Source organism: Nocardioides zeae (assembly GCF_010686755.1).
GTDB lineage: Bacteria > Actinomycetota > Actinomycetes > Propionibacteriales > Nocardioidaceae > Nocardioides > Nocardioides zeae.
The window spans coordinates 103,877-126,766 of the sequence record NZ_JAAGXA010000005.1; the positions used below are offsets into that span (position 1 = coordinate 103,877).

General features: G+C 73.0%; 24 protein-coding genes. 16 read left to right on the plus strand and 8 right to left on the minus strand.

Annotated features, from left to right (window positions below; genetic code table 11):
• Positions 1 to 254: 254 nt before the first annotated feature.
• The 3 genes from G3T38_RS08605 to G3T38_RS08615 are packed head-to-tail and all read right to left on the minus strand — an operon-like array spanning position 255 to position 2,960.
• Positions 255 to 1,220, minus strand: a complete 966-nt coding sequence (locus G3T38_RS08605; RefSeq protein ID WP_163771885.1) for a COX15/CtaA family protein — start codon at positions 1,218 to 1,220, stop codon at positions 255 to 257.
• A gap of 4 nt (positions 1,221 to 1,224) precedes the next feature.
• On the minus strand, positions 1,225 to 2,001 hold the full coding sequence (locus G3T38_RS08610) for an ABC transporter permease (RefSeq protein ID WP_163771886.1): 777 nt from the start codon (positions 1,999 to 2,001) through the stop codon (positions 1,225 to 1,227).
• The gene (locus tag G3T38_RS08615; protein ID WP_338037544.1) at positions 1,998 to 2,960 is read right to left on the minus strand and encodes an ABC transporter ATP-binding protein; all 963 of its coding nucleotides are present in this window, start codon (positions 2,958 to 2,960) and stop codon (positions 1,998 to 2,000) included. The genes G3T38_RS08610 and G3T38_RS08615 overlap by 4 nt, the downstream gene beginning before the upstream one ends.
• Positions 2,961 to 3,119: 159 nt before the next feature.
• Here G3T38_RS08615 and G3T38_RS08620 point away from each other — a divergent pair, with 159 nt between their 5' ends.
• The 9 genes from G3T38_RS08620 to G3T38_RS08660 all read left to right on the plus strand — a co-directional run bounded on the left by G3T38_RS08620 (position 3,120) and on the right by G3T38_RS08660 (position 10,756).
• Entirely contained in the window at positions 3,120 to 3,854 is a 735-nt protein-coding gene (locus G3T38_RS08620; RefSeq protein ID WP_163771887.1) for a helix-turn-helix transcriptional regulator, read from the plus strand.
• Entirely contained in the window at positions 3,851 to 5,278 is a 1,428-nt protein-coding gene (gene sufB / locus G3T38_RS08625; protein ID WP_163771888.1) for a Fe-S cluster assembly protein SufB, read from the plus strand. The genes G3T38_RS08620 and sufB overlap by 4 nt, the downstream gene beginning before the upstream one ends.
• Positions 5,279 to 5,345: 67 nt before the next feature.
• A complete protein-coding gene (sufD, locus tag G3T38_RS08630; protein ID WP_163771889.1) occupies positions 5,346 to 6,527 on the plus strand; it encodes a Fe-S cluster assembly protein SufD in 1,182 nt (393 codons plus the stop codon).
• Between the two features lie 2 nt (positions 6,528 to 6,529).
• Complete coding sequence (locus G3T38_RS08635) at positions 6,530 to 6,868, plus strand: non-heme iron oxygenase ferredoxin subunit (RefSeq protein WP_163771890.1); 339 nt, start codon at positions 6,530 to 6,532, stop codon at positions 6,866 to 6,868.
• 56 nt (positions 6,869 to 6,924) lie between these two features.
• Positions 6,925 to 7,683 (plus strand): Fe-S cluster assembly ATPase SufC, encoded by a 759-nt coding sequence (sufC, locus tag G3T38_RS08640; RefSeq protein ID WP_163771891.1) that lies wholly within the window; start codon positions 6,925 to 6,927, stop codon positions 7,681 to 7,683.
• 125 nt (positions 7,684 to 7,808) lie between these two features.
• On the plus strand, positions 7,809 to 9,089 hold the full coding sequence (locus tag G3T38_RS08645; protein WP_163771892.1) for a cysteine desulfurase: 1,281 nt from the start codon (positions 7,809 to 7,811) through the stop codon (positions 9,087 to 9,089).
• Entirely contained in the window at positions 9,086 to 9,553 is a 468-nt protein-coding gene (gene sufU / locus G3T38_RS08650; protein WP_338037545.1) for a Fe-S cluster assembly sulfur transfer protein SufU, read from the plus strand. The genes G3T38_RS08645 and sufU overlap by 4 nt, the downstream gene beginning before the upstream one ends.
• 218 nt (positions 9,554 to 9,771) lie before the next feature.
• Positions 9,772 to 10,122, plus strand: a complete 351-nt coding sequence (locus G3T38_RS21180) for a metal-sulfur cluster assembly factor (protein ID WP_309631859.1) — start codon at positions 9,772 to 9,774, stop codon at positions 10,120 to 10,122.
• 10 nt (positions 10,123 to 10,132) lie between these two features.
• On the plus strand, positions 10,133 to 10,756 hold the full coding sequence (locus tag G3T38_RS08660; protein ID WP_163771893.1) for an acVLRF1 family peptidyl-tRNA hydrolase: 624 nt from the start codon (positions 10,133 to 10,135) through the stop codon (positions 10,754 to 10,756).
• 13 nt (positions 10,757 to 10,769) lie between these two features.
• Here the strand turns inward: G3T38_RS08660 and G3T38_RS08665 are convergent, their stop codons facing one another.
• On the minus strand, positions 10,770 to 11,861 hold the full coding sequence (locus tag G3T38_RS08665) for a hypothetical protein (RefSeq protein WP_163771894.1): 1,092 nt from the start codon (positions 11,859 to 11,861) through the stop codon (positions 10,770 to 10,772).
• 82 nt (positions 11,862 to 11,943) lie between these two features.
• Between G3T38_RS08665 and G3T38_RS08670 the strand changes: the two genes are divergently transcribed.
• Entirely contained in the window at positions 11,944 to 12,846 is a 903-nt protein-coding gene (locus tag G3T38_RS08670) for a phosphotransferase (protein WP_163771895.1), read from the plus strand.
• A gap of 84 nt (positions 12,847 to 12,930) precedes the next feature.
• On the plus strand, positions 12,931 to 14,529 hold the full coding sequence (locus G3T38_RS08675) for an ABC-F family ATP-binding cassette domain-containing protein (protein WP_163771896.1): 1,599 nt from the start codon (positions 12,931 to 12,933) through the stop codon (positions 14,527 to 14,529).
• 76 nt (positions 14,530 to 14,605) lie between these two features.
• Here G3T38_RS08675 and G3T38_RS22580 read toward each other — a convergent pair whose 3' ends face one another.
• Positions 14,606 to 16,162: an adenylate/guanylate cyclase domain-containing protein gene (locus tag G3T38_RS22580; RefSeq protein ID WP_163771897.1), complete on the minus strand. Its 1,557-nt coding sequence runs from the start codon at positions 16,160 to 16,162 to the stop codon at positions 14,606 to 14,608.
• Positions 16,163 to 16,244: 82 nt separating this feature from the next.
• On the opposite strand from G3T38_RS22580, the gene G3T38_RS08685 reads away from it, so the two are divergent.
• Positions 16,245 to 18,122 carry an ABC transporter ATP-binding protein gene (locus tag G3T38_RS08685; protein ID WP_241728658.1) on the plus strand — a complete coding sequence of 626 codons (1,878 nt, stop codon included), beginning with the start codon at positions 16,245 to 16,247 and terminating at the stop codon, positions 18,120 to 18,122.
• Between the two features lie 39 nt (positions 18,123 to 18,161).
• On the opposite strand, the gene G3T38_RS08690 is transcribed toward G3T38_RS08685, so the two are convergent.
• Entirely contained in the window at positions 18,162 to 19,016 is an 855-nt protein-coding gene (locus G3T38_RS08690; RefSeq protein ID WP_163771899.1) for an SURF1 family cytochrome oxidase biogenesis protein, read from the minus strand.
• A gap of 56 nt (positions 19,017 to 19,072) precedes the next feature.
• Between G3T38_RS08690 and moaA the strand changes: the two genes are divergently transcribed.
• Positions 19,073 to 20,128, plus strand: a complete 1,056-nt coding sequence (moaA, locus tag G3T38_RS08695) for a GTP 3',8-cyclase MoaA (protein WP_163771900.1) — start codon at positions 19,073 to 19,075, stop codon at positions 20,126 to 20,128.
• A gap of 81 nt (positions 20,129 to 20,209) precedes the next feature.
• Here moaA and G3T38_RS08700 read toward each other — a convergent pair whose 3' ends face one another.
• Together G3T38_RS08700 and G3T38_RS08705 are read right to left on the minus strand one after the other, a co-directional pair.
• Positions 20,210 to 20,506: a hypothetical protein gene (locus G3T38_RS08700; RefSeq protein WP_338037547.1), complete on the minus strand. Its 297-nt coding sequence runs from the start codon at positions 20,504 to 20,506 to the stop codon at positions 20,210 to 20,212.
• A complete protein-coding gene (locus tag G3T38_RS08705; RefSeq protein ID WP_163771901.1) occupies positions 20,503 to 20,859 on the minus strand; it encodes a DUF3099 domain-containing protein in 357 nt (118 codons plus the stop codon). Before G3T38_RS08705 ends, G3T38_RS08700 begins: the two co-directional genes overlap by 4 nt.
• A gap of 87 nt (positions 20,860 to 20,946) precedes the next feature.
• Here G3T38_RS08705 and G3T38_RS08710 point away from each other — a divergent pair, with 87 nt between their 5' ends.
• The 3 genes from G3T38_RS08710 (at position 20,947) to fabI (ending at position 22,835) form a co-directional block, all read left to right on the plus strand.
• Positions 20,947 to 21,159 (plus strand): dodecin, encoded by a 213-nt coding sequence (locus G3T38_RS08710; protein ID WP_163771902.1) that lies wholly within the window; start codon positions 20,947 to 20,949, stop codon positions 21,157 to 21,159.
• A gap of 109 nt (positions 21,160 to 21,268) precedes the next feature.
• Positions 21,269 to 22,000, plus strand: a complete 732-nt coding sequence (fabG, locus tag G3T38_RS08715) for a 3-oxoacyl-[acyl-carrier-protein] reductase (protein WP_163771903.1) — start codon at positions 21,269 to 21,271, stop codon at positions 21,998 to 22,000.
• A gap of 64 nt (positions 22,001 to 22,064) precedes the next feature.
• On the plus strand, positions 22,065 to 22,835 hold the full coding sequence (gene fabI, locus G3T38_RS08720; RefSeq protein ID WP_163771904.1) for an enoyl-ACP reductase FabI: 771 nt from the start codon (positions 22,065 to 22,067) through the stop codon (positions 22,833 to 22,835).
• The last annotated feature ends 55 nt before the right edge of the window (positions 22,836 to 22,890 follow it).

A 22,890-nucleotide genomic window follows, 5' to 3' on the forward strand; every position in this document is an offset into this window, starting at 1 on the left:
GGGTACGGCGCGGTGAGCGACTCCGCCGGCCTCGAGCGTCGGCGTGCGGCGTACCCCTCCGGGGCGGGCAACGATGTGCAGCTGGTGCCGGTCGCACCTGATCAGGGCCGCCCCAGCCGCACAGTTCGCCGACCCGACCCGAGCCGACTCGGCCCGACCCGACCCGACCCGGCGCCGCCCCGAGGGTCGTGGTGCCAGACCTGCGGAGAACGGTGGCCTGACACCACGACCGCGCGCGGGGGTACGGCTCGGCGTCAGACCCGCGCGACCCTCACGTCCGGCTCGACGACGATGGTGATCGGGCGGAAGGCCCGCACCACGACCCACGTCAGGGCCGCGGAGGTGACGGCGGCGCCGAGCATGTGGAGGGCGACGAGGCCGACGGGGAGTCCGGTGAAGTACTGCACGTAGCCCACGACGCCCTGGGCCAGCTCGACCGCGAGGAGCGCGGTGACGGCGCGGGTGAGCCCTGCGTCCCGCTGGCGGCGCGCGACCACGAGCAGGGCGACGGTGAGGGCGACGAGCGCGTAGACGGCCCAGGCGTGGACGTGGGAGAACGTCGCCGGGTCCAGGCCCGTGCGGGGGGCGTTCTCGTCGCCGGCGTGCGGACCGCTGCCGGTGACGACGGTGCCGAGGTAGAGCACGACCCAGCCGACGACGAACGCGGCGACGGTGAGCCGACGGACGAGCGGGGGCGTCGCCGGCGCCGTCGCGCGGGCCGCTGGCCCCCACACCTCCGGGTGCCGCACGTGGTCGAGCAGCACGACGCAGAGGCCGATCATGGCCAGCGACAGCAGCAGGTGGAGAGCGACGATCCACGGGTTCAGGTCGGTCAGCACCGTGATGCCGCCGATGACGGCCTGCGCCGGGATGCCGAGCCCGATGCCGAACGCGATCCACGAGGCCCGACGCGAGGTGGCCCGCCACGCGGCCAGGAACGTCAGGAGCGCGATCGCCGCGAGCACGAACGTCAGGAGCCGGTTGCCGAACTCGATGGCGCCGTGGATGCCCATGCTCGGGTGGGCCGCGTAGGACTCCTCCGTGCAGCGGGGCCACGTCGGGCAGCCGAGCCCGGAGCCGGTGAGGCGCACGACGGCGCCGGTGACGACGATGCCGATGTTGGCGACGAGGTTCGCGATCGCGAGCCACCCGAGGTGCCGGTCGGCGAGGGCGTCCAGCCGGGATCGGGACGGGGCGGTGGACGGTGCGGCGGGGGACATCGGACTACTCCCAGCGGAAGGATCGGGACACGGCGGCGGCGCCGGCGACTGCCCACGCCACGAGGATCAGGAGGGGGACGACGGCGACGCGGCCGTCGATGAGCGCGGCGCGCATCGCGTCGCCGAGCGCTGCGGAGGGCAGGACGGCGAGCACCTCGCCGGCCGCGCCGTACGAGGCCCGCGGCAGCACCACGGCGCCACCGACGAGGAGCAGGAGGTAGACGAGGTTCGCCGCGGCGAGCGTCGCCTCGGCGCGGAGCGTGCCCGCCATGAGCAGCCCGAGCGACGAGAAGGCTGCCGCCCCGACCAGCACCGCGAGCAGGGCAGCCAGCACGCCGACCGCGCCGCCACCGGGACGCCACCCGAGCGCGAGCGCCACCGGCACCAGCACGACCCCCTGCACCACGTGGACGACGAGGATCGCGCCCAGCTTCCCCAGCAGCAGGCCGTGCCGGGGCAGGGGAGAGGCACCGAGCCGCTTGATGAGGCCGTAGCGCCTCTCGAAGCCCGTCGCGATCGCCAGCGACGTGAAGGCGGTGGACATCACGGCGAGCGCCAGCACGCCGGGGGTGAGGACGTCGACGGCCCGGCCGTCGAGCTCGATGCCGCCGCGCCGGCCGGCGATGACCCCGCCGACGAGTGCCATGACGGGGATGACGATCGCCACGAGCAGCTGCTCGCCGTTGCGGAGCATCAGGCGCGTCTCCATGAGCGCCTGCGCCCGCACCTGGCGGGCCAGGGGCGCCGCTCCGGGCGACGGGGTGAACGTGCCCGCGCTCATCCGGCGGTCCCGCTCGGCGTCGGCTCCGTGAGCACGCGTCCGGTGAGCTGGAGGAAGACGTCCTCGAGGGTCCGCTGGCCCAGGGTCAGCGCCTCGGGCAGCACGCCGTGCTGCTCGCACCAGGCGGAGACCTTCGCGAGCGTCGACGCGTCGGCCGGCCCGGTGATGAGGAGGCTCTGGGCGTTGATGGTGGTGACCTCCGTGGCGGGGCCGAGGGCGGTCTGCAGGGAGGCGGGGGCGTGGGGCGGGAACGGCTTCGTCACGACGAGCCGCACGGTGGTCGCGCCCCCCGCGCGGGTGAGCTCGTACGGCGTGCCGCTCGCGATGAGTCGCCCGCGGTCGATGACGTGGACGTGGTCGGCGAGGCGCTCCGCCTCCTCGAGGTAGTGCGTCGTCAGCACGGTCGTCACCCCGTCGGCCCGCAGCTCCTCGAGCAGCTCCCACGTCGTGCGCCGGATGGCCGGGTCCATGCCCGCCGTCGGCTCGTCGACGAACAGGAGCTCGGGTCGGCCCACGAGGGCCGTGGCGAGCCCGAGCCGCTGCTGCTGACCACCGGAGAGGCGTCGGAACGGCGTGCGCCCGCACTCCGCGAGGCCGAGGCGCTCGACGAGCAGGCCCACCGGCAGGGGATCGGCGTGCAGGGCCGCGACGTGCCGCAGCATCTCCTCCGCCCGCACCCCCGACCAGGCTCCGCCGGCCTGCAGCATCACGCCGATCCGGGGGAGCAGCGCGCGACGGTCGCGGACCGGGTCGAGCCCGAGGACCCGCACCGTGCCGCCCTGCGGGCGCCGGTAGCCCTCGCAGGTCTCGAGCGTGGTCGTCTTGCCCGCACCGTTGGGCCCCAGGACCGCGGTGATGGTCCCGGCCTCCACCCGCAGGTCGAGGTGGTCGACGGCGACGAGGTCGCCGTACCGCATCACCAGGCCGTCGACGGCGACGGCAGGAGCGGGGGACGGCACCGTGCCAGTGTAGGAGTGCGGCCGTCCCGGTCCGCCCCCGAGCCCGGGTCCGCTGCCGCGACCTCCGCGGGCCCGGCCGGGGTGCGGCTCGGCGGGGAAGGGTTAGGACACCCTTGCTTGAAGGGCCGCGACGAATAACGTCACACTGGCGTAGTGGAAATGCTGCGAGGCGCTTCGATCGTCGGTCCCCCCGGGGCCGACGACTCCGACGCACCCACCCGCGCGCGCGTGGTCCGCAGCATCCTCGAGGCCGGTCCGTCCACCGCGGCGCAGCTCGCGGACCGGCTCGACCTGACCCCTGCAGCCGTGCGCCGCCACCTCGACCAGCTCGTCGACGACGGGAGCGTCGAGGTGCGCCAGCAGCGTCCCGGTGGCTCGCGCGGCCGCGGCCGCCCCGCGCGGGTGTTCCACCTGACCGACACGGGGCGCCAGCAGTTCGACCAGCAGTACGACGACCTGGCCGTGCAGGCGCTGCGGTTCCTCGCCGAGACCCAGGGCGACGACGCCGTCCTCGACTTCGCGCGCCGTCGGGTCGCGTTCATCGGCCGCGACTTCGGCGCCGTGAGCGCGGCGCACCCCGACCTGTCGCCCGCCGAGGTGCTGGCCCGCGTCCTGACCGAGGAGGGGTACGCCGCGAGCGTGCGCGCCTCGCCCGTGGGCGACCAGCTGTGCCAGCAGCACTGCCCGATCTCGCACGTCGCCGCCGAGTTCCCGCAGCTCTGCGAGGCGGAGACCGAGGCCATCAGCGAGGTGCTCGGACGCCACGTCCAGCGCCTCGCGACCATCGCGCACGGCGACGGGGTGTGCACCACCTGCATCCCCGACCTGCCGGCCACGCGCGACACCGACCAGAACGACCGTCCGACCCCCGAGAAGAACGGAGCGTCCGCATGACGTCCACCCCGAGCATCGACGAGCTCAACCCCGGCCTCGAGGGCATCGGCCGCTACGAGTTCGGCTGGTCCGACTCCGACGCCGCCGGCGCGGCCGCGCAGCGTGGCCTCAACGAGGACGTCGTCCGCGACATCTCCTCCAAGAAGAGCGAGCCCGGGTGGATGCTCGACCTCCGCCTCAAGGGCCTGAAGCTCTTCGACCGCAAGCCGATGCCGACGTGGGGCTCCGACCTCGGCGCGATCGACTTCGACAACATCAAGTACTTCGTGCGGTCCTCCGAGAAGCAGGCCACCAGCTGGGAGGAGCTGCCGGAGGACATCAAGAACACGTACGACAAGCTCGGCATCCCCGAGGCCGAGAAGCAGCGTCTCGTCGCCGGCGTCGCCGCGCAGTACGAGTCGGAGGTCGTCTACCACTCGATCCGCGAGGACCTCGAGGAGAAGGGCGTCATCTTCGTCGACACCGACACGGCGCTGAAGGAGCACGAGGAGCTCTTCAAGGAGTACTTCGGCACCGTCATCCCCGTCGGCGACAACAAGTTCTCGGCGCTCAACACCTCGGTGTGGTCCGGCGGCTCGTTCATCTACGTGCCCAAGGGCGTCCACGTCGACATCCCGCTCCAGGCCTACTTCCGCATCAACACGGAGAACATGGGCCAGTTCGAGCGGACCCTCATCATCGCCGACGAGGACTCCTACGTGCACTACGTCGAGGGCTGCACGGCGCCGATCTACTCGTCCGACTCGCTGCACTCCGCGGTCGTCGAGATCATCGTGAAGAAGGGCGCCCGCGTCCGCTACACGACGATCCAGAACTGGTCGAACAACGTCTACAACCTCGTCACCAAGCGCGCCACGTGCGAGGCCGGCGCCACCATGGAGTGGGTCGACGGCAACATCGGCTCGAAGGTGACGATGAAGTACCCGGCGGTCTACCTCATGGGCGAGCACGCCAAGGGCGAGACGCTGTCGATCGCGTTCGCCGGCGAGGGCCAGCACCAGGACGCGGGCGCCAAGATGGTGCACGCGGCGCCGAACACCTCCTCCTCGATCCTCTCGAAGTCGGTCGCCCGGGGCGGCGGTCGCACGTCGTACCGCGGCCTCATCCAGGTCAACGAGGGCGCCCACGGCTCGAAGTCGAACGTGCTCTGCGACGCGCTGCTGGTCGACCAGATCAGCCGCTCCGACACCTACCCCTACGTGGACATCCGCGAGGACGACGTGTCGATGGGCCACGAGGCGTCGGTCTCGAAGGTCTCCGAGGACCAGCTGTTCTACCTGATGAGCCGCGGCCTGGCCGAGGACGAGGCGATGGCGATGATCGTGCGCGGCTTCGTCGAGCCGATCGCGAAGGAGCTCCCCATGGAGTACGCGCTCGAGCTCAACCGCCTCATCGAGCTGCAGATGGAGGGCGCGGTCGGCTGACCGGCCCCCCTCGCCGCAGCCGCCGCACCCGCGCCGTACCGATCCCGAGGAAAGACGAAGAGACGAAGTGACTGTCATCGACGAGACGCCCGCCGCCGCCCAGGCCGTGGAGACCGGCAAGGTGTCGAGCCACCTCCACCCCGAGCCGGGCTACGACCTGGCGCTGCACCCGGTGCCGACGGGGCGCGAGGAGATCTGGCGCTTCACGCCGCTCAAGCGGCTCCAGGGCCTGCTCGACGACCAGGCCTCCGACGCGCACCTGTCGTGGACCACCCAGCTCCCGGCCGGCGTGACGCTGACCCCCATCTCGGGGGAGGAGGCCCGCGAGCTCGGTGAGTTCCTGCCGTTCGACCGCCTCGCCGCGCTCGCCGTCGCCCACGCGGGCGGCGCGATGCTGCTCGACATCCCGGCCGAGGCCGAGCTGGACGAGCCGGTGCGCATCGACCTCGAGGGCACCGGGCTCGACCAGGTCGTGTGGGGCCAGGTCATCGTGCGCGTCGGTCGGTTCGCCCGTGCCACCGTGGTCATCGAGCACCGCGGCCAGGCGCGCTACAGCCACGCCACCACCGTGCTCGTCGGCGACGGCGCCCAGCTCGACCTCGTCACGCTCAACGACTGGAGCGACGACTCGGTGCACGCCGGCCAGGTCGGCATCCGCGTCGGTCGCGACGCCCGCGTGCGGGCGAGCGAGTTCACCATCGGTGGCGACCTGGTGCGCACGTCCACCAACGTGGAGTACGCCGGGCCCGGCGGCGACGCGGAGCTGCTCGGCCTCTACTTCGTGGACGCCGGCCAGCACATCGAGCACCGTCTCTTCGTCGACCACACGGCGCCGAAGACCAAGAGCAACGTGACCTACAAGGGCGCGCTGCAGGGCGAGGGCGCGCGTGCGGTGTGGATCGGCAACGTCCTCATCCGCAAGGTCGCCGAAGGCATCGAGACCTACGAGGAGAACCGCAACCTCGTGCTCACCGACGGCTGCCAGGCCGACTCGGTGCCGAACCTCGAGATCGAGACCGGCGAGATCGAGGGCGCGGGCCACGCGTCGGCGATCGGCCGCTTCGACGACGAGCAGCTGTTCTACCTGCGCTCGCGCGGCATCGAGGAGTCCGAGGCCCGCCGACTGGTGGTGCACGGGTTCTTCAACGACCTCATCCGCCGCGTCGGCGTGCCCGAGCTCGAGGAGCGCCTGCGCGCGGTCGTCGAGGCCGAGCTCGAGCGTCACGTCCTCACCGACGGCCAGGCCTGAGCATGGCCTTCGAGCGCGCGTGCGCGGCCGCCGACGTCCCCACCGACACGGCCGTCGCCGTGAAGGTGGGCTCGCTGGAGGTCGCCGTGGCTCGTGACGGCGAGACGTTCTACGCCCTGGAGGACCTCTGCAGCCACGCTGCCGTGGCCCTCTCCGAGGGCGAGGTGAGCGACTGCCGCATCGAGTGCTGGCTGCACGGCTCGGAGTTCGACCTCCGCACGGGCGAGCCCTCGGGGCTGCCCGCGACGGAGCCCGTCGCGACCTTCCCCGTCGAGGTGCGCGGCGACGACGTGTACGTCGACGTCAGCACCACCCTCAACGGAGTGCGCCCGAGCGGCTGAGCCGCCGGTCGCCACCCCCACCGACTTTCCACCCACGCTGGAGAACGAGAGAGAACATGAGCACGCTGGAGATCAAGGACCTGCACGTCTCGGTGACCACCGAGGACGGCCCCAAGGAGATCCTCAAGGGCGTCACGCTGACCATCAAGGACGGCGAGACCCACGCGATCATGGGCCCCAACGGGTCGGGCAAGTCGACGCTCGCCTACTCGATCGCGGGACACCCGAAGTACGAGGTCACCGGTGGCAGCGTCACCCTCGACGGCGAGGACGTCCTCGCGATGAGCGTCGACGAGCGGGCCCGCGCCGGTCTCTTCCTCGCCATGCAGTACCCGGTCGAGGTGCCCGGCGTCTCCGTCGCCAACTTCCTCCGCACCGCGAAGACCGCCATCGACGGCGAGGCGCCGAAGCTCCGCACGTGGGTGAAGGACGTCAACACCGCGCTCGGCGCCAACGGCCTCGACGCCTCCTTCTCGCAGCGCTCCGTCAACGAGGGCTTCTCCGGCGGCGAGAAGAAGCGGCACGAGATCGCCCAGCTGAACCTGCTGCAGCCCAAGGTCGCGGTGCTCGACGAGACCGACTCCGGCCTGGACATCGACGCGCTCAAGGTCGTCTCCGAGGGCGTCAACACCTTCGCCCAGGGCGGCGACAAGGGCGTGCTGCTGATCACGCACTACACGCGCATCCTGCGCTACATCAAGCCCGACTTCGTCCACGTGTTCGTGGCCGGCAAGGTCGCCGAGTCCGGCGGCGCCGAGCTCGCCGAGCAGCTCGAGGCCGAGGGCTACGACAAGTACGTCGCAGCGGCGCGATAAGCGGCACCGGGCGGCGTTGTCGTCGCTCGGCGGCCGCTCCGCTCCAAGGCCGCCGTCGCTCCTCCGCCTTGCCCTGCACCACTGCTCACGCCGCTGCGTGAGCCCGACAGCCAGAAAGGAACACGATGTCGATCGCTGGTCTGCTGCCCCAGCTCGAGGTGGTCCGCAAGGACTTCCCGATCCTCGAGCGCACGCTCGCGGGTGGGATGCCGCTGGTCTACCTCGACAGCGCCAACACCTCGCAGAAGCCGCAGTGCGTGATCGACACGATGGTCGACCACCTCGAGCGCCACAACGCCAACGTCGCCCGCGCCATGCACCAGCTGGGCGCGGAGTCGTCCGAGGCGTTCGAGGCCGCCCGCGACAAGGTGGCGTCGTTCATCGGTGCTCCCTCGCGCGACGAGGTCATCTTCACGAAGAACGCCTCCGAGGCGCTGAACCTCGTCGCGAACACGCTCGCGTGGGCCCGCGGCGACCTGGCGCTCGGTGAGGGCGACGTCGTCGTCACCACCGAGATGGAGCACCACTCCAACATCGTGCCGTGGCAGCTCCTCACCCAGCGCACGGGCGCGACGCTGCGCTGGTTCGGCCTCACGGAGGACGGTCACCTCGACCTGTCAGACATCGACGAGCTGATCACCGAGCGCACCAAGCTCGTCACCCTCACCTGGGTGTCGAACATGCTCGGCACGATCAACCCGGTCGCCGCGATCACCCGCCGGGCCCACGAGGTCGGCGCACTCGTGGTCGTCGACGCCTCGCAGGCGGCTCCTCAGCTGCCCATCGACCTGGCGGCGATGCCGGTCGAGGAGCGCCCCGACCTCCTCGCGTTCACCGGTCACAAGGTCGTCGGTCCGACGGGCATCGGCGTGCTGTGGGGCAGCCGGGCGGTCCTCGACGAGCTCCCGCCGTTCCTCGGCGGCGGCGAGATGATCGCGACGGTGGCGATGGAGCGCTCGACGTACGCCGGCATCCCCCACAAGTTCGAGGCCGGTACCCCGCCGATCGTCGAGGCCGTCGGCCTCGGCGCGGCCGTCGACTACCTGTCGGACCTCGGCATGCAGCACGTCCACGCGCACGAGCAGGCCATCACGGCGTACGCGCTGGAGGGCCTGGCCACCGTCCCCGGCCTCACGGTGCTCGGTCCGCTCGACGCCGCCCAGCGGGGCGGCGCGATCAGCTTCGAGATCGAGGGCGTGCACCCGCACGACGTCGCCCAGGTGCTGGACTCGCGCGGCGTCGCGGTGCGCGCCGGCCACCACTGCGCGAAGCCGGCCCACGCCCGCTTCGGGGTGCAGAGCTCGACCCGGATGTCGTCGTACCTCTACACGACGCCGGGGGAGATCGACGCGCTCGTCGAGGCCCTGGAATACACCCGCTCCTACTTCCGGTTGGGTGACTCGTGACCGCACAGGACCTGGACGCGCTCTACCAGGAGATCATCCTGGACCACTACAAGAACCCCCACCACAAGGGTCTCCGCGAGCCGCACGAGGCCGAGGTGCACCACGTGAACCCCACGTGCGGCGACGAGATCACGCTGCGGGTGCACCTCACCGGTGAGCCGGGCGCGGAGACCGTGGCCGACGTTTCCTACGACTCCCTGGGCTGCTCCATCTCCCAGGCATCGGCCTCGGTGATGACCGACCTCGTGATCGGGCGTCCCGTCGCGGAGGCGCTCGAGGTGCACGAGACGTTCCTGACCCTCATGCAGGGCAAGGGACAGGTCGAGCCCGACGAGGACGTCCTGGAGGACGGCATCGCGTTCGCCGGTGTCGCCAAGTTCCCGGCGCGCGTGAAGTGCGCCCTGCTGTCGTGGATGGCCTGGAAGGACGCGACGGCCCGAGTCATGGAGGAGAACAGCAAGTGACCGAGCAGACCACCGACCAGACCACGGGCGGCCAGACCGCCCCCACCACCGACGGTCCGGTGACCGGCGAGGTCACCGACGGTGACACCGTGCCCAACGCCGGCGAGGCCCCGGTGACGGACCACGCCGGGCACGACCACGCCGGGCACGACCACAGCGGGCACGACCACGCGCACCACGGGCACGGTCACGGTCACGACCACGGCGACCTCCCCGAGGTGCCGGAGGCATCGGGCGGCGTGTCGTCGAGCCGGTCGGCGACCGTCTCCCTCGACGACGTCGAGGAGGCCATGAAGGACGTCGTGGACCCGGAGCTCGGGATCAACGTCGTCGACCTCGGGCTGGTCTACGGGATCCACGTCGACGAGGACTCCAACGCGGTCATCGACATGACCCTGACCTCGGCCGCCTGCCCCCTCACGGACGTCATCAGCGACCAGACGTCGACGGCGCTCGAGGGCATCGTCAACGACGTCGCCATCAACTGGGTCTGGATGCCGCCGTGGGGCCCGGACAAGATCACCGACGACGGCCGCGACCAGCTCCGCGCCCTCGGCTTCAACGTCTGAGCACCTCCCCGTGACGCCGCCGGTCCTGGTCCACGTGCCGGCGGCGCGCTGGGAGCGCTGGGTCGCGAACTTCGGCACGCGTCACCCCGGCACCCACCTCGCCGTCGTCGACGGTGCGCTCGTGGGCACGTCCGCGGACGGCTCGGGCTTCGAGGCCCGGCTGCCCTTCGCCGCGTCCTACTCCGGAGCGCCCGAACCCGCCGCCTTCCTCGCCGCCCGGGTGCTGCCCGAGCGGTGGGGGGTGCTGCTGGTCCGCAAGGGCGGGTACGCCGTGGCGCGGCTCGCGGGGGACACGACCGTCGCCAGCAAGGTCGGCACCCGGCACGTGCAGGGTCGGACCAAGGCCGGCGGTCAGAGCCAGCAGCGCTTCGCGCGGCGGCGGGCCAACCAGGCCCAGGCCGCGTACGACGCGGCCGCGGAGCACGCCCACCGCGTCTGGGGCCCGGGCCGCCTCGTCGTGGTCGCCGGTGGAGACCGGACGGCGGTCGCCGACGTGCTGGAGGACGGTCGCCTCGAGGCCGAGACGGTGGCCCCCTTCCTCGACGTGCCCGATCCCCGGCGCGCCGTGCTCGACCAGGCGATCGCCGACGCGGCCGCCCTCCAGGTCCGCGTGGCGAACGCGCCCGGCACCTGACGGGGCCGCGACCTCAGCGGTGGCTGACGAACGCCGCCCGCCGGTCGAGCACCGTCCAGGCCGTCCGCACCGGTGCGTCGTCGGTCATGCGGAGCGTCACGGTCAGCACCCCGCCGTCGACGTCCGTGCCCGTGACCTCCAGGGGCGGGCCGGCGGGGTCGTCGGCCAGCACGCCGGCGACGGCGTCGGCGTTCTCCTGCGCCGCCGTGGCGTCGTCGTGGGCGTAGGCCACCACGACCTCCGCGTCGCCCTCCTCCCCGGTGAGACCGACCGCGACCGCGTCGAACGCCGCCGGCAGCGACCGCTCGCCACCGTCGAAGCGGCCGACGACGATGCGCGCGGCGTACACGTCGTGCTCGTCGAGGGCCGTGCCCAGGTCGAGCGCCGGCTCGCTGCCCCGGTCGCCGGCGAGGGCGAGCGCCAGGTCCGGCTCGCTGAGCGACGCCGTGAGCCGGTCGCCGGCCACGTCGAGGTGCAGCGGCTGACCCAGCCGGCGCACCGGGGAGGTCGCCTCGACGTCGGTAGAGAAGTCCTCGCCCTCACCCACCTTCCAGCGACCGCCGTCGGCGTCGGTCTCGCCGTCGTACGTCGCCGCCAGGTGGTCGACGTCGATCGTGCCCTCGACGACGGAGACCCGCGCCGGCGGTGCGGCGAGCTCGCCGAACCAGCGGACGTCGCCCAGCCACGTCCCGATCTCGTCGGCGACCACGGTCTGGTCGAGGGAGCTGGCGCCGCCGAGCACCTCGGGGACGTCGAGGCCGAGGTCGACGCCGCCCCCGAGCCCGGCGAGCCCCTGCACCCAGGCTGCGACGGCGTCCGCGTCGCCGGGATCCGTGGGCCGCTGGAGGTCGCCGAGCTCGGTGGCCCGGTCGAGGTCGCCGACGCGGATCTGGAACTCGTCGTGCGCGGTCGTCGGCAGCGCGGCCACCGCGGTCCGGACCAGGCCCTCGCCACGAGCGTCGGCGCTGCCGCCCCGGCCCTCCGCGGGGTCCGCCTCACGGTCGCCACCGCCCGTCCCGCACGCGGTCAGCGTGCCGCCGAGGAGCACCGCGCTCATGGCCACGACGGCGACGACACGGGCAGGGCGGTGAGGACGAGCAGGCATGGGAGGCGGCGTACCCGGGCCGACCGGGCCAAAACCCGCGTCGCTGCACCGATCTCGAGCGCGGACCTGACAGACTCCGGGCATGTGGCGCCCCGAGGACGGGTGGGAGCCGTTGCCCGGCGGGCGCGGCACCTCGACCGGTGGTGTCTGGCTCGACCCCGCGGGCGAGACCCCGACCGTCGTCAAGCGCCTGCTCGCCCCGGTGCCGGGCGACCCCGCCGAGCTCTCCGACCCCACCCATCCGGCGTGGTGGAAGCGGCCGGCGGTCGTCGCGCTCCGGGGGCTCGTCGACAGCACGGCCGGGGTGCGCGGCGTACCGGTGCGCGATGTCGCGGAGGACCCCGAGGGCATCACGATGCGCTTCGCGTACGCCGCGGGGGAGACCCTGCCCGGTCTCTTCCTCGCCAGCCGGCTCGGTGCGTTCGCCGGCAACGCGGTGCCCGACGTGCCGTGGCTGGCGCGCGACCAGCTCCGCTCCCGGCTCGCACGGGTCGAGTGGCGCGGCGGCTGGCGCACGCTGTCGCGGACGAGCATCGCTGACGCCGCCGACCGGCTCTGGAACCGGCGGGGCACCCTGCTGGCCCGCCTGGACGCGCTGCCCCAGGTGCTGCAGCACGGCGATCCCGTCCCGGCGAACTTCACGTCCCGGGTCGACGACGCGGTCCTCGCCCTCGACTGGGGCAGTCTCGGCACCGGCCCGGTCGGTGGTGATCTCGGCTACGTCGCACTGACCGTGCCGGCGTCGTTGGAGGTGCTGCTCGACGCCTACCTCGAGGCGCTCCCGCCGGGTGCGGCCCGTGCGGAGGACGCGCTGCTGGGGGCGCGCGTGACGGCGGTCTACACGGCGCTCAACCGAGCGGAGTGGGCGCTCGCGCGCGTCGCGGACGGCGAGGGCGCCCTCGCCGGGAAGTTCCGGCACCCGAGCGTGCTGCCGCACCTGCGCACCCTCCAGCGGCAGTTCGCGCACCTGGAGGCACTGCTCTAGCGGCTCCGGCGGGCTCCGGGCGTGCCGTCCACCCGCGGGCGCGATGCGGTCGCCGACGCCGCGGCGCCGTAGAGTGCGGCAACGATGATCACCGCACAGAACCTCGAAGTCCGTGCGGGTGCCCGGCTTCTGATGGAGAACGTCTCGTTCCGCGTCGCCGCCGGCGACAAGATCGGCCTCGTGGGCCGCAACGGTGCGGGCAAGACCACGATGACCAAGATCCTCGCTGGCGAGGCGCTGCCCGCCAGCGGCTCGGTGCACCGCTCGGGCGACGTCGGCTACCTCCCGCAGGACCCCCGCGTCGGCGACCCCGAGGTGCTCGCGCGCGACCGCATCCTCTCCGCCCGCGGGCTCGACGACGTCGTGCGCCGCCTGCGTGACGCCGAGGCCCAGATGGGCGCGGACGACCCCGCCGTCGCCGAGCGCGCGATGAAGCGCTGGGCCCGGGCGGACGCGGAGCTGCACGCCGGGGGCGGGTACGCCGCGGAGGCGGAGGCCGCGACGATCGCGGCCAGCCTGGGCATCCCCGATCGCATCCTCGGCCAGCAGCTGAAGACGCTCTCGGGCGGCCAGCGCCGGCGGGTCGAGCTGGCGCGCATCCTCTTCTCCGGCGCGGACGTGCTCATCCTCGACGAGCCCACCAACCACCTCGACGCCGATTCCATCGTGTGGCTGCGCGACTTCCTCAAGGCGCACCGCGGCGGGTTCATCGTGATCAGCCACGACAACGAGCTGCTCGCGGACACGGTCAACAAGGTCTTCCACCTCGACGCGAACCGCTGCGTCATCGACGTCTACAACATGGGCTGGAAGCACTACCTCACGCAGCGCGAGACCGACGAGAAGCGTCGCAAGCGCGAGCGGATGAACGCCGAGAACAAGGCGAAGACGCTCACCGACCAGGCCAACAAGATGCGGGCGAAGGCGTCGAAGGCGCAGGCCGCGCAGTCGATGCTCAAGCGTGCCGAGAAGATGATGGCCGGCGTCGAGGGCGAGCGGGCCGCCGACAAGGTCGCCAAGATCAAGTTCCCCTCGCCCGCCCCGTGCGGAAAGACGCCGCTGACCGCGGAGGGCCTCTCGCGCACCTACGGCGCGCTCGAGGTGTTCACCGGGGTGGACCTGGCCATCGACAAGGGCTCCCGGGTCGTCATCCTCGGTCTCAACGGTGCCGGCAAGACCACGATGCTGCGGATCCTCGCCGGGGTCGACGCGCCCGACACGGGCAAGGTCGTGCCGGGCCACGGCCTGAAGATCGGCTACTACGCCCAGGAGCACGAGACGCTCGACACGCGCCGTACCGTGCTGGAGAACATGCAGAGCGCCGCGCCCCAGCTCACCGACACCGAGGCGCGCACCGTGCTGGGATCGTTCCTCTTCTCGGGCGAGGACGCGCACAAGCCGGCGGGCGTGCTGTCCGGCGGCGAGAAGACCCGGCTCGCGCTCGCCTCCCTCGTGGTGTCGAGCGCGAACGTGCTGCTCCTCGACGAGCCGACGAACAACCTCGACCCGGCGTCGCGCGAGGAGGTGCTCGACGCGATCCGTCGCTACGAGGGCGCGATCATCCTCGTCACCCACGACGAGGGGGCCGTGCTGGCGCTCGAGCCCGACCGGGTGCTCATCCTCCCCGACGGCGTCGAGGACCTCTGGAACGCCTCCTACGCCGAGCTGGTCTCGCTGGCCTGAGCGATCGCCCACCCTCCGGGGGTCGTGGTGCCAGACCCGCGGAATTGCGCGGCCTCACACCACGACCCGGGGCTGACTAGCGCGGGACCGCCAGGCCCGTCGGCGTCGCACGGCCACGGAGGACCTCCTCGCCGTCGGGCCGCCAGCGCGCCGCCTCGTCGTCGTCCGCGGCGGCGAGCGACGCGTCGGCCGCGAGCACCAGGCCGGGGCGCTTCTTGGCGAGCTCCGTGAGCCGGGCCGCGGAGTTCACGGCGTCGCCGATGACGGTGTACTCGAAGCGGCGCTCGTCGCCGACGTTGCCCGCGACGGCCTCACCGGTGGCCACGCCCACCCCCGCCCGGATCTCCGGCACCTCCGCTGCCAGACGGGCGGCGATGGCCCGCGCGGCGCGGAGCGCCGCCGTCGCGTGGTCGTCGCGGGGGACCGGTGCACCGAACACGGCGAGGACGGCGTCGCCCATGAACTTGTTGACGAGCCCGCCGGCGCGGTCGACCTCGTCGACCACCACCGCGCAGAACCGGTTCAGCACCGTGACGACCTCCTGCGGCTCGAGCCGCGTCGCCATCGCCGTCGAACCCATGAGGTCCACGAAGAGCACCGAGACGACCCGCGTCTCGCCGCCGAGCTCGACGTCGGCGCTCACGGCGGCGGCCGCCACCTCCTGGCCGACGTGGCGCCCGAACAGGTCGCGGATGCGCTCGCGCTCCCGCAGCCCCGCCGCCATCCGGTTGAAGCCGCTCTGCAGGTGACCGATCTCGGTGGCGTCGTAGACCGGGATGGTCACGTCGAGGCGCCCGTCCTCGACCGCGGCGAGCGCGTGGCGGACGGAGGCGATCGGCGCCACGATCGACCGGGACGTGAGCCCGATGATCATGTAGCCGAAGAGGAGCACCACGCCGCCCAGCACGAGGCACAGGACCGCCAGCCGGGTCAGGTCGACCTGGTCGTCACCGGCCAGGGCGAGGATCCCGCAGAGCATCAGCACGGCGACGGGCACACCGGTGCCGAGCACCCAGAAGACGATGAGGCGCCGGTGGACCCCCGAGGTGCGGCCCACCGGAGGCGGTCCCTGCACGAGGGCGCGCGCGGTGATGGGTCGCAGGATGAACTCGGTCCACAGGTAGGAGATCGCGCAGACCAGCACCCCGGCGAGGGTCACGGCGATGCCCTCGGTCAGCGCCATCGACGGCTGCAGCCACAGGGGGACGGCGGTGAAGAGGGCGACGCCGCCCGCCCACAGGACGCCCTGCCGCACGAGCGCGAGGCGCGGCGCCCGCAGGGTGGCCCGCACCTCGTCCTCCCGGGGCGCCCGGTCCTCCCGGGCCCAGGTGAGCACGCGCAGCAGCGCCCTGGTGATGGTGAGGACGCCGACGACGGCGGCAGCCGCGACGTACACGGGCACCGCGATCGCGTGGGCGAGCCAGTACGCGCCGGTGACGGGCTCCGAGGGGCGCACCAGCAGGAGCACCGACGCCACGACGACGGCGCCGATGAGGTTGGCGGTGAGGAGCACGGCGGTGAGCAGCAGCTGCACCCGGACCCGCAGCGACCGGGTGCTCTGGTCGGTGCGGCCGAGGAGGCGCGACCCGTACGCCGCGGCAGCGACGGACGGCTCGGTGCTCACGGATCGCATCGTAGGGTCAGGAGCGCCGGCGGCGAGCGGGAACACGCGACGCGCCGGGACGGTTGGGAGGGGCATGTCAGGGATGTCGGGAATGGGCGCGTCGTGGCGGCACCTGCGCACCGACCGGTCCGCGGTGTCGACCAAGGTCGACCGCGCCGTCGTACGTCGCGTGCTCGGCGCCGCGCGCCCCCACCGGCGCGTGCTGGGCTGGTTCGGCGGCGTCACCGTGCTCGACGCCCTCCTCGTGGTGGTCACGCCGCTCCTCGTGCAGCGTCTCGTGGACGACGGCATCGTGGCCCGCGACCTCCGGGTGGTGGCGGTCGTCGCCGGGCTCATGGCGCTCACCGCCGTGGTCGACGCGGTGCTCGGCGTGCTCGGCGGCTGGCTCTCGGCCCGGTTGGGCGAGGGCCTCATCTACGACCTGCGGCGCCAGGTGTTCGCGCACGTGCAGCGGCAGGGGCTGGCGTTCTTCACCCGCACCCAGACCGGCGCCCTCGTCTCGCGCCTCAACAACGACGTCGTGGGCGCCCAGAAGGCGTTCACGAGCGTGCTGTCCAGCGCCGTGTCGAACACCGTCGCGGTCGTCGTCGTGGGCATCACCATGGTGGCGCTGAGCTGGCAGGTCACCCTGCTGTGCCTGCTCATGTTCCCGCTGCTCTTCGGGGTCTCGCGCTGGGTGGGCGCCCGGTTGGCCGGCCTGACGCGGCGCCAGATGGACGGCAACGCCGACCTCGGCAACATGATGACCGAGCGCTTCAACGTGGGCGGCGCCATGCTCCTCAAGCTGTTCGGCCGCCGCCCCGAGGAGGACGCCCTCTTCGCCCGCAAGGCGGAGGTGGTGCGCGACCTCGGCGTGCGCATCGCGCTCCTGACCCGGTTGTTCGCCGCGGCGATGATGCTCGTCCCGGCGATGGCGACGGCGCTCGTGTACGGCGTGGGCGGCTACCTCGTGGTCCAGGGGGAGCTGACGCTCGGCACCCTGCTGGCCCTCGCGACCCTGCTCCTCCGCCTGCTCGGCCCGCTGCAGGGCCTCTCCAACGTGCGCGTGGACGTCATGACCGCGCTCGTCAGCTTCGAGCGCGTCTTCGAGGTGCTCGACCTCCCGGCCAGCGTGCCCGAGCGCGCCGACGCGGTCCCGTTGCCGCGTCGCGAGGGCACGGGCGGCGTGCGGCTGGAGCTCGACCACGTCTCGTTCGCCTACCCGAACGCCGCCGGCACGACCCTGGCCTCGCTGGAGACCGTGTCGTCGCCCGACCGCAACGGGGGAGGCCCCGTGCTCCACGACGTCACCTTCGTGGCCGAGCCCGGCCAGAAGGTCGCCCTGGTCGGGCCCTCGGGCGCCGGCAAGACGACCATCACCCACCTCGTGGCGCGGTTGTACGACGTCGACGCCGGCACGGTCCGTCTCGCCGGGCACGACGTGCGCAGCGTGACCCTCGACTCGCTCGAGGACGCCGTCGGCTACGTGACGCAGGACGCCCACCTCTTCCACGACACGATCGGCGCCAACCTCCGCTACGCCCGCCCCTCGGCCACCGACCCGGAGATCTGGGAGGCGCTCGAGGCCGCGCGCGTCGGCGACCTCGTCCGGTCGCTGCCGAGCGGGCTCGACACGGTGGTGGGCGACCGGGGCTACCGCCTCTCCGGGGGCGAGCGCCAGCGTCTCGCGATCGCCCGCCTCCTGCTCAAGGCACCGCCCCTCGTCGTGCTCGACGAGGCCACCGCCCACCTCGACGGTGGGTCGGAGCAGGCGGTGCAGGAGGCGCTGGCGACCGCGTTGGAGGGACGTACCTCGCTGGTCATCGCGCACCGGCTGTCGACGGTGCGCGACGCCGACCAGATCCTCGTCGTCGACGGGGGACGGATCGTCGAGAGCGGCACCCACACCGAGCTGCTGCTGCGCGACGGCCTCTACGCCCGCCTCCACGCGACCCAGCTGGTGGACGACGTCACCCCGACCGTGGCCTGAGCCGGCGGGAACGCTCCGCGGCGTACGCCGGGACCCGGCTCAGCCGCGGCGGCTCGCCTCCCGCTCGGCGCGGATCCGCGCCTGGATCTCCGCCTGCTGCTGCTCCTGCGCCTCGACGCGCGCCCGCTTCTCGGCGCGGAGGCGGTCGCGGCGCGCCGGACCGCCGCGCACCTCGTCGTACATCAGGTAGAAGAAGCCGAAGACGGCCAGGGCGCCGAAGAACCACCACTGCAGGCCGTAGAAGAAGTGCGGGCCCTCGTCGAGCTCGGGGAGCGGCGGCGGGGCGAGCGGCTCGGCGGCCGCGGGGGTCTCCTCCGCGAGGTCGACGAACCCGCCGAGGAGGTCGAGGTCCAGCGCGTCCCCGATGGCGACCGAGGAGATGGCGCGGGTCGACTGGGTGTCGGTGACGTCCGTGCTGCGCCCCTCGGCGTCGCTGCGTGCGTAGCCCACGACCTCCACCTCGCCGCTCGGCGGCGCCGGGAGCGTCTCGGGCTCGGTGCCCGCGAGGTCGCCCGAGTTCTCCGTCGCCATCCAGCCGCGGTCGACGAGCACGCTCGTGCCGTCGTCGAGCCGCAGCGGCACCACGACGTCGGCGCCGGGCTGGCCGTCGCGGGTGCGGTAGCGCACGACGACCGTGTTCTCGACGTCGTAGGTGCCGGTCGCCGTCACGGCGGTCCACTCGTCCTCGGCGTCCACGTCGCCGCCGGGGCTCATGATCACGCCGACGTCGACGGTGCGTCCCTCGTTGCGCTCGACGATCGCGTTGCGCTCGCGGCGGTCGTCGAGGCGGTGGAACTGCCACTGGCCGAGGAGGTAGGCGACGTACGTCAGCAGGACGACCGCGATGCCGAAGAGGATCCAGCGCCGGGAGAGCAGGAAGCGGAAGGAGCCCACCCTCCAGAGGCTACTCGCCGGGGCGCCGCTGCCCGGCAGCCACCTATCCTGGGTCCATGAGCGAGCTCGTGGACCTGCCGACCCCCGTGGCGCACGCGCGCCCGGCGACGGAGCGCGGGCTCGTCGACCGGCACGGTCGGGTCGCGACCGACCTGCGCGTGTCCCTCACGGACCGCTGCAACCTCCGCTGCTCGTACTGCATGCCGCCCGAAGGCCTCGAGTGGCTGCCGGGGGAGGACGTGCTGACGGACGACGAGGTCGTGCGGCTCGTGACCATCGCCGCGGAGCACCTGGGGGTGCGCGAGGTCCGGTTCACCGGCGGCGAGCCGTTGGTACGCCGCGGTCTCGTCGACATCGTCGACCGTGTCCACCGGGCGGCGCCGGGGCTCGAGCTCTCGCTCACCACCAACGCGCTGGGCCTCGCCCGCACGGCGACGGCGCTCGCCGCCGCCGGCCTCACCCGGGTGAACGTCAGCCTCGACAGCGTGCGCCCGGAGTCCTACGCGGCGCTCACCCGTCGCGACCGGTTGCACGACGCGCTCGCGGGCATCGAGGCCGCAGCGGCCGCCGGGCTGAGCCCCGTCAAGATCAACGCGGTGCTGCTGCGCGGGGTCAACGACGCGGAGGCGCCCGAGCTGGTGCGCTGGGCCCTCGGCGCCGGGCACGAGCTGCGCTTCATCGAGCAGATGCCGCTGGACGCCCAGCACGGGTGGTCGCGGGACACCATGGTGACGGCGGACGAGATCCTCGCCTCGCTCGAGGCCGCCTTCGACGTCCGGCCGGACGACGAGGAGCGCGGGAGCGCCCCGGCCGAGCGGTTCGTCGTCGACGCGGGCGACGGGCTCCGCGGCCGGGTGGGCGTGATCGCCTCCGTCACGCGGCCCTTCTGCGGCGACTGCGACCGCGTCCGGCTGACCGCCGACGGCCAGGTGCGCAACTGCCTCTTCGCGCGCGGCGAGTCGGACCTCAGGGGAGCGCTCCGCGACGGTGCCGCGGACGCGACGATCGCCGACCTGTGGCGGACGGCGATGTGGCCCAAGGCGCCCGGTCACGGGATCGACGACCCGGCGTTCCTGCAGCCGGCGCGCCCGATGTCGGCCATCGGGGGCTGACCCGGCGCCAGGAGCGTGCGGGCAGCCGTCCTCAGCCGTCCTCAGCCGTCCTCAGCCGTCCTCAGTCGTCCTCAGTCGTCCTCAGCCGTCCTGGGACGTCAGGTCGCCGACGGCGACGGTGTCGCGCAGGAACCCGCGCGCGCCGAGGAAGTCGGCGAGGGAGGACCGGTGTTCGTCGCACGCGAGCCACACCTTCCGACGCTCGGGGGCGTGGAGCCGGGGGTTGTTCCAGCGGTGCGCCCACGTGGCGGTCGCGCGGCACCCCCGGGCCGAGCACAGCGGCGCGGCCGGCCCGTCGGGACCGTCCGGGGCGTCGTGGGCGTCGTGGTGCCGGTCCGGCGTGGGGTCGGGGCCGCCGAGCCCGGCGAAGATGCTCACGCGGGGTCGCGCTCCTCGCGCGTCTCCCAGTCCCCGGCCTCGATGTGGATCGCCTGTCCACCGGCGGGCAGCGCCGGGGCGTCCACCGCCTCCACCTCGAACCCGTCGGAGCGCTGGGTGGTGACGTTGGCGGCCACGACCGCGAACCACGGCAGGAACACGGCGCCGGAGAGCAGCACCCACCGCAACCAGCCCGGCCCGACGGCGTACGCGCCCACGACGCACAGCGTGCGCACCGCCATCGCGAAGATGTAGCGCCGCTGGCGGCTGTCGAGGCTCTCGTCGGGGGCGGTCTGCGCCGTGGTGATGCGCACGGGCTCGTCCCTGGACGAGGTACGACGGAGCGACGGCATGGCCCCCAGCGTACGTCGGTAGCATCACGACACCAGCGGGCGCGGTGTGACCTGCCCGCGCCGACCGCACTGCCACGAGGAGCCCCCATGACGGACCGCACCTACCGCATCTCCGAGATCGTCGGAACCTCCCCGGAGGGCGTGGACCAGGCCATCCGCAACGGCATCGAACGGGCCGGCAAGACCTTGCGCCACCTCGACTGGTTCGAGGTCACGCAGGTGCGCGGCCACGTCAAGGACGGTCAGGTCGACCACTTCCAGGTGTCGCTCAAGGTGGGCTTCCGCCTCGAGGACGAGTGACCCGGGGCGTCCCCGCGACGCCCCTCCCGACCACCGGACCTCCCGGTCGCGCCCCGGCGCGGCCGGGAGGTTTTCGTGTACTTCGCAGTAAGCACTAGCGTCACCGCACGTGACCGACACTGCCCAGAACGGCGCCCCCGGGCGCATCGTCCTCGTCACCGGCGGCAACCGCGGCATCGGCCGCGCCATCGCCGAGGCGTTCATCGCGCAGGGCGACCGCGTCGCCGTGACGACCCGCAACGGCGGTGCCCCCGACGGCGCGCTCGACGTGCGGTGCGACATCACCGACGCCGCGCAGGTCGACGCCGCCTTCACCACCATCGAGGCCGAGCTGGGGCCGGTCGAGGTGCTCGTGGCCAACGCCGGCATCACGAAGGACACGCTGCTGCTCCGCATGAGCGACGAGGACTGGTCGTCGGTCATCGACACCAACCTCACGGGCTCCTACCGGCTCGTGCGCCGCGCCGCCAAGGGCATGCTGAAGCTGCGCCGCGGTCGGATCGTGCTGGTCTCGTCCGTCGTGGGGCTGCTGGGCTCGGCCGGGCAGGTCAACTACGCGGCCTCCAAGTCCGGCCTGGTGGGCATGGCCCGCTCGATCGCCCGCGAGCTGGGCAGCCGCTCCATCACCGCGAACGTCGTGGCCCCCGGCTTCGTCGAGACCGACATGACCGAGGTGCTCAGCGACGAGCAGCGCGCCGCCATCAAGACACAGGTGCCGCTGGGCCGCTACGCCCGCCCCGAGGAGGTCGCCGGCGCGGTGACCTGGCTGGCGAGCGAGCAGGCCGCGTACGTCACCGGGGCCGTCATCCCGGTCGACGGCGGCCTCGGCATGGGGCACTGACCCCGCCGCACCACCCGCACGACACCCGCACGTTCCCGCACCGCAGAGAGAAGGACACGCACACATGGGCATCCTCGAGGGCAAGCGCATCCTGGTCGCCGGCGTCACGATGGACTCGTCCATCGGCTTCGCCACGGCGAAGGTCGCGCAGGAGCAGGGCGCGACCGTCCTCATCTCCAACTTCGGCCGCGCGCTCGGCATCACGCGACGCATCGCCAAGCGGCTGCCCGTCGAGCCGCCCGTGCTCGAGCTCGACGTGACCGACCCGGAGCACCTCGCGGGCCTCGAGGCGCAGGTGCGCGAGCACGTCGACGGCCTCGACGGCGTCGTGCACTCCATCGCCTACGGCAACCCGGAGACGCTGCTCGGCGGGAAGTTCCTCGACGGACCCTGGGACGACGTGGCGCAGGCGGTGCAGGTCTCGGCGTACTCGCTGAAGTCGCTCGCCACCGCCACCCGGCCGCTGCTCTCCTCGGGCTCGTCGATCGTCGGGCTCACGTTCGACGCGACCGTCGCGTGGCCGGCCTACGACTGGATGGGCGTGGCGAAGGCCGGGCTCGAGTCGGCCTCGCGCTACCTGGCGCGCGACCTCGGCCCCGAGGGCATCCGCGTCAACCTCGTCTCGGCGGGCCCGCTGAAGACGCTCGCCGCCAAGGCGATCCCCGGCTTCGAGCGGCTCGAGCAGACGTGGGAGGACCGCGCACCGCTGGGCTGGGACAACGCCGACCAGACGCCCACCGCCAAGGCGGTCGTGGCGCTGCTCTCGGACTTCTTCCCCGCGACGACGGGCGAGATCGTGCACGTCGACGGCGGCTTCCACGCGTTGGGCGCCTGACGCGGCGGCACAGGGGGCGGGTCGATCCCGCCCCACGGGTGCGGGGCACCACACC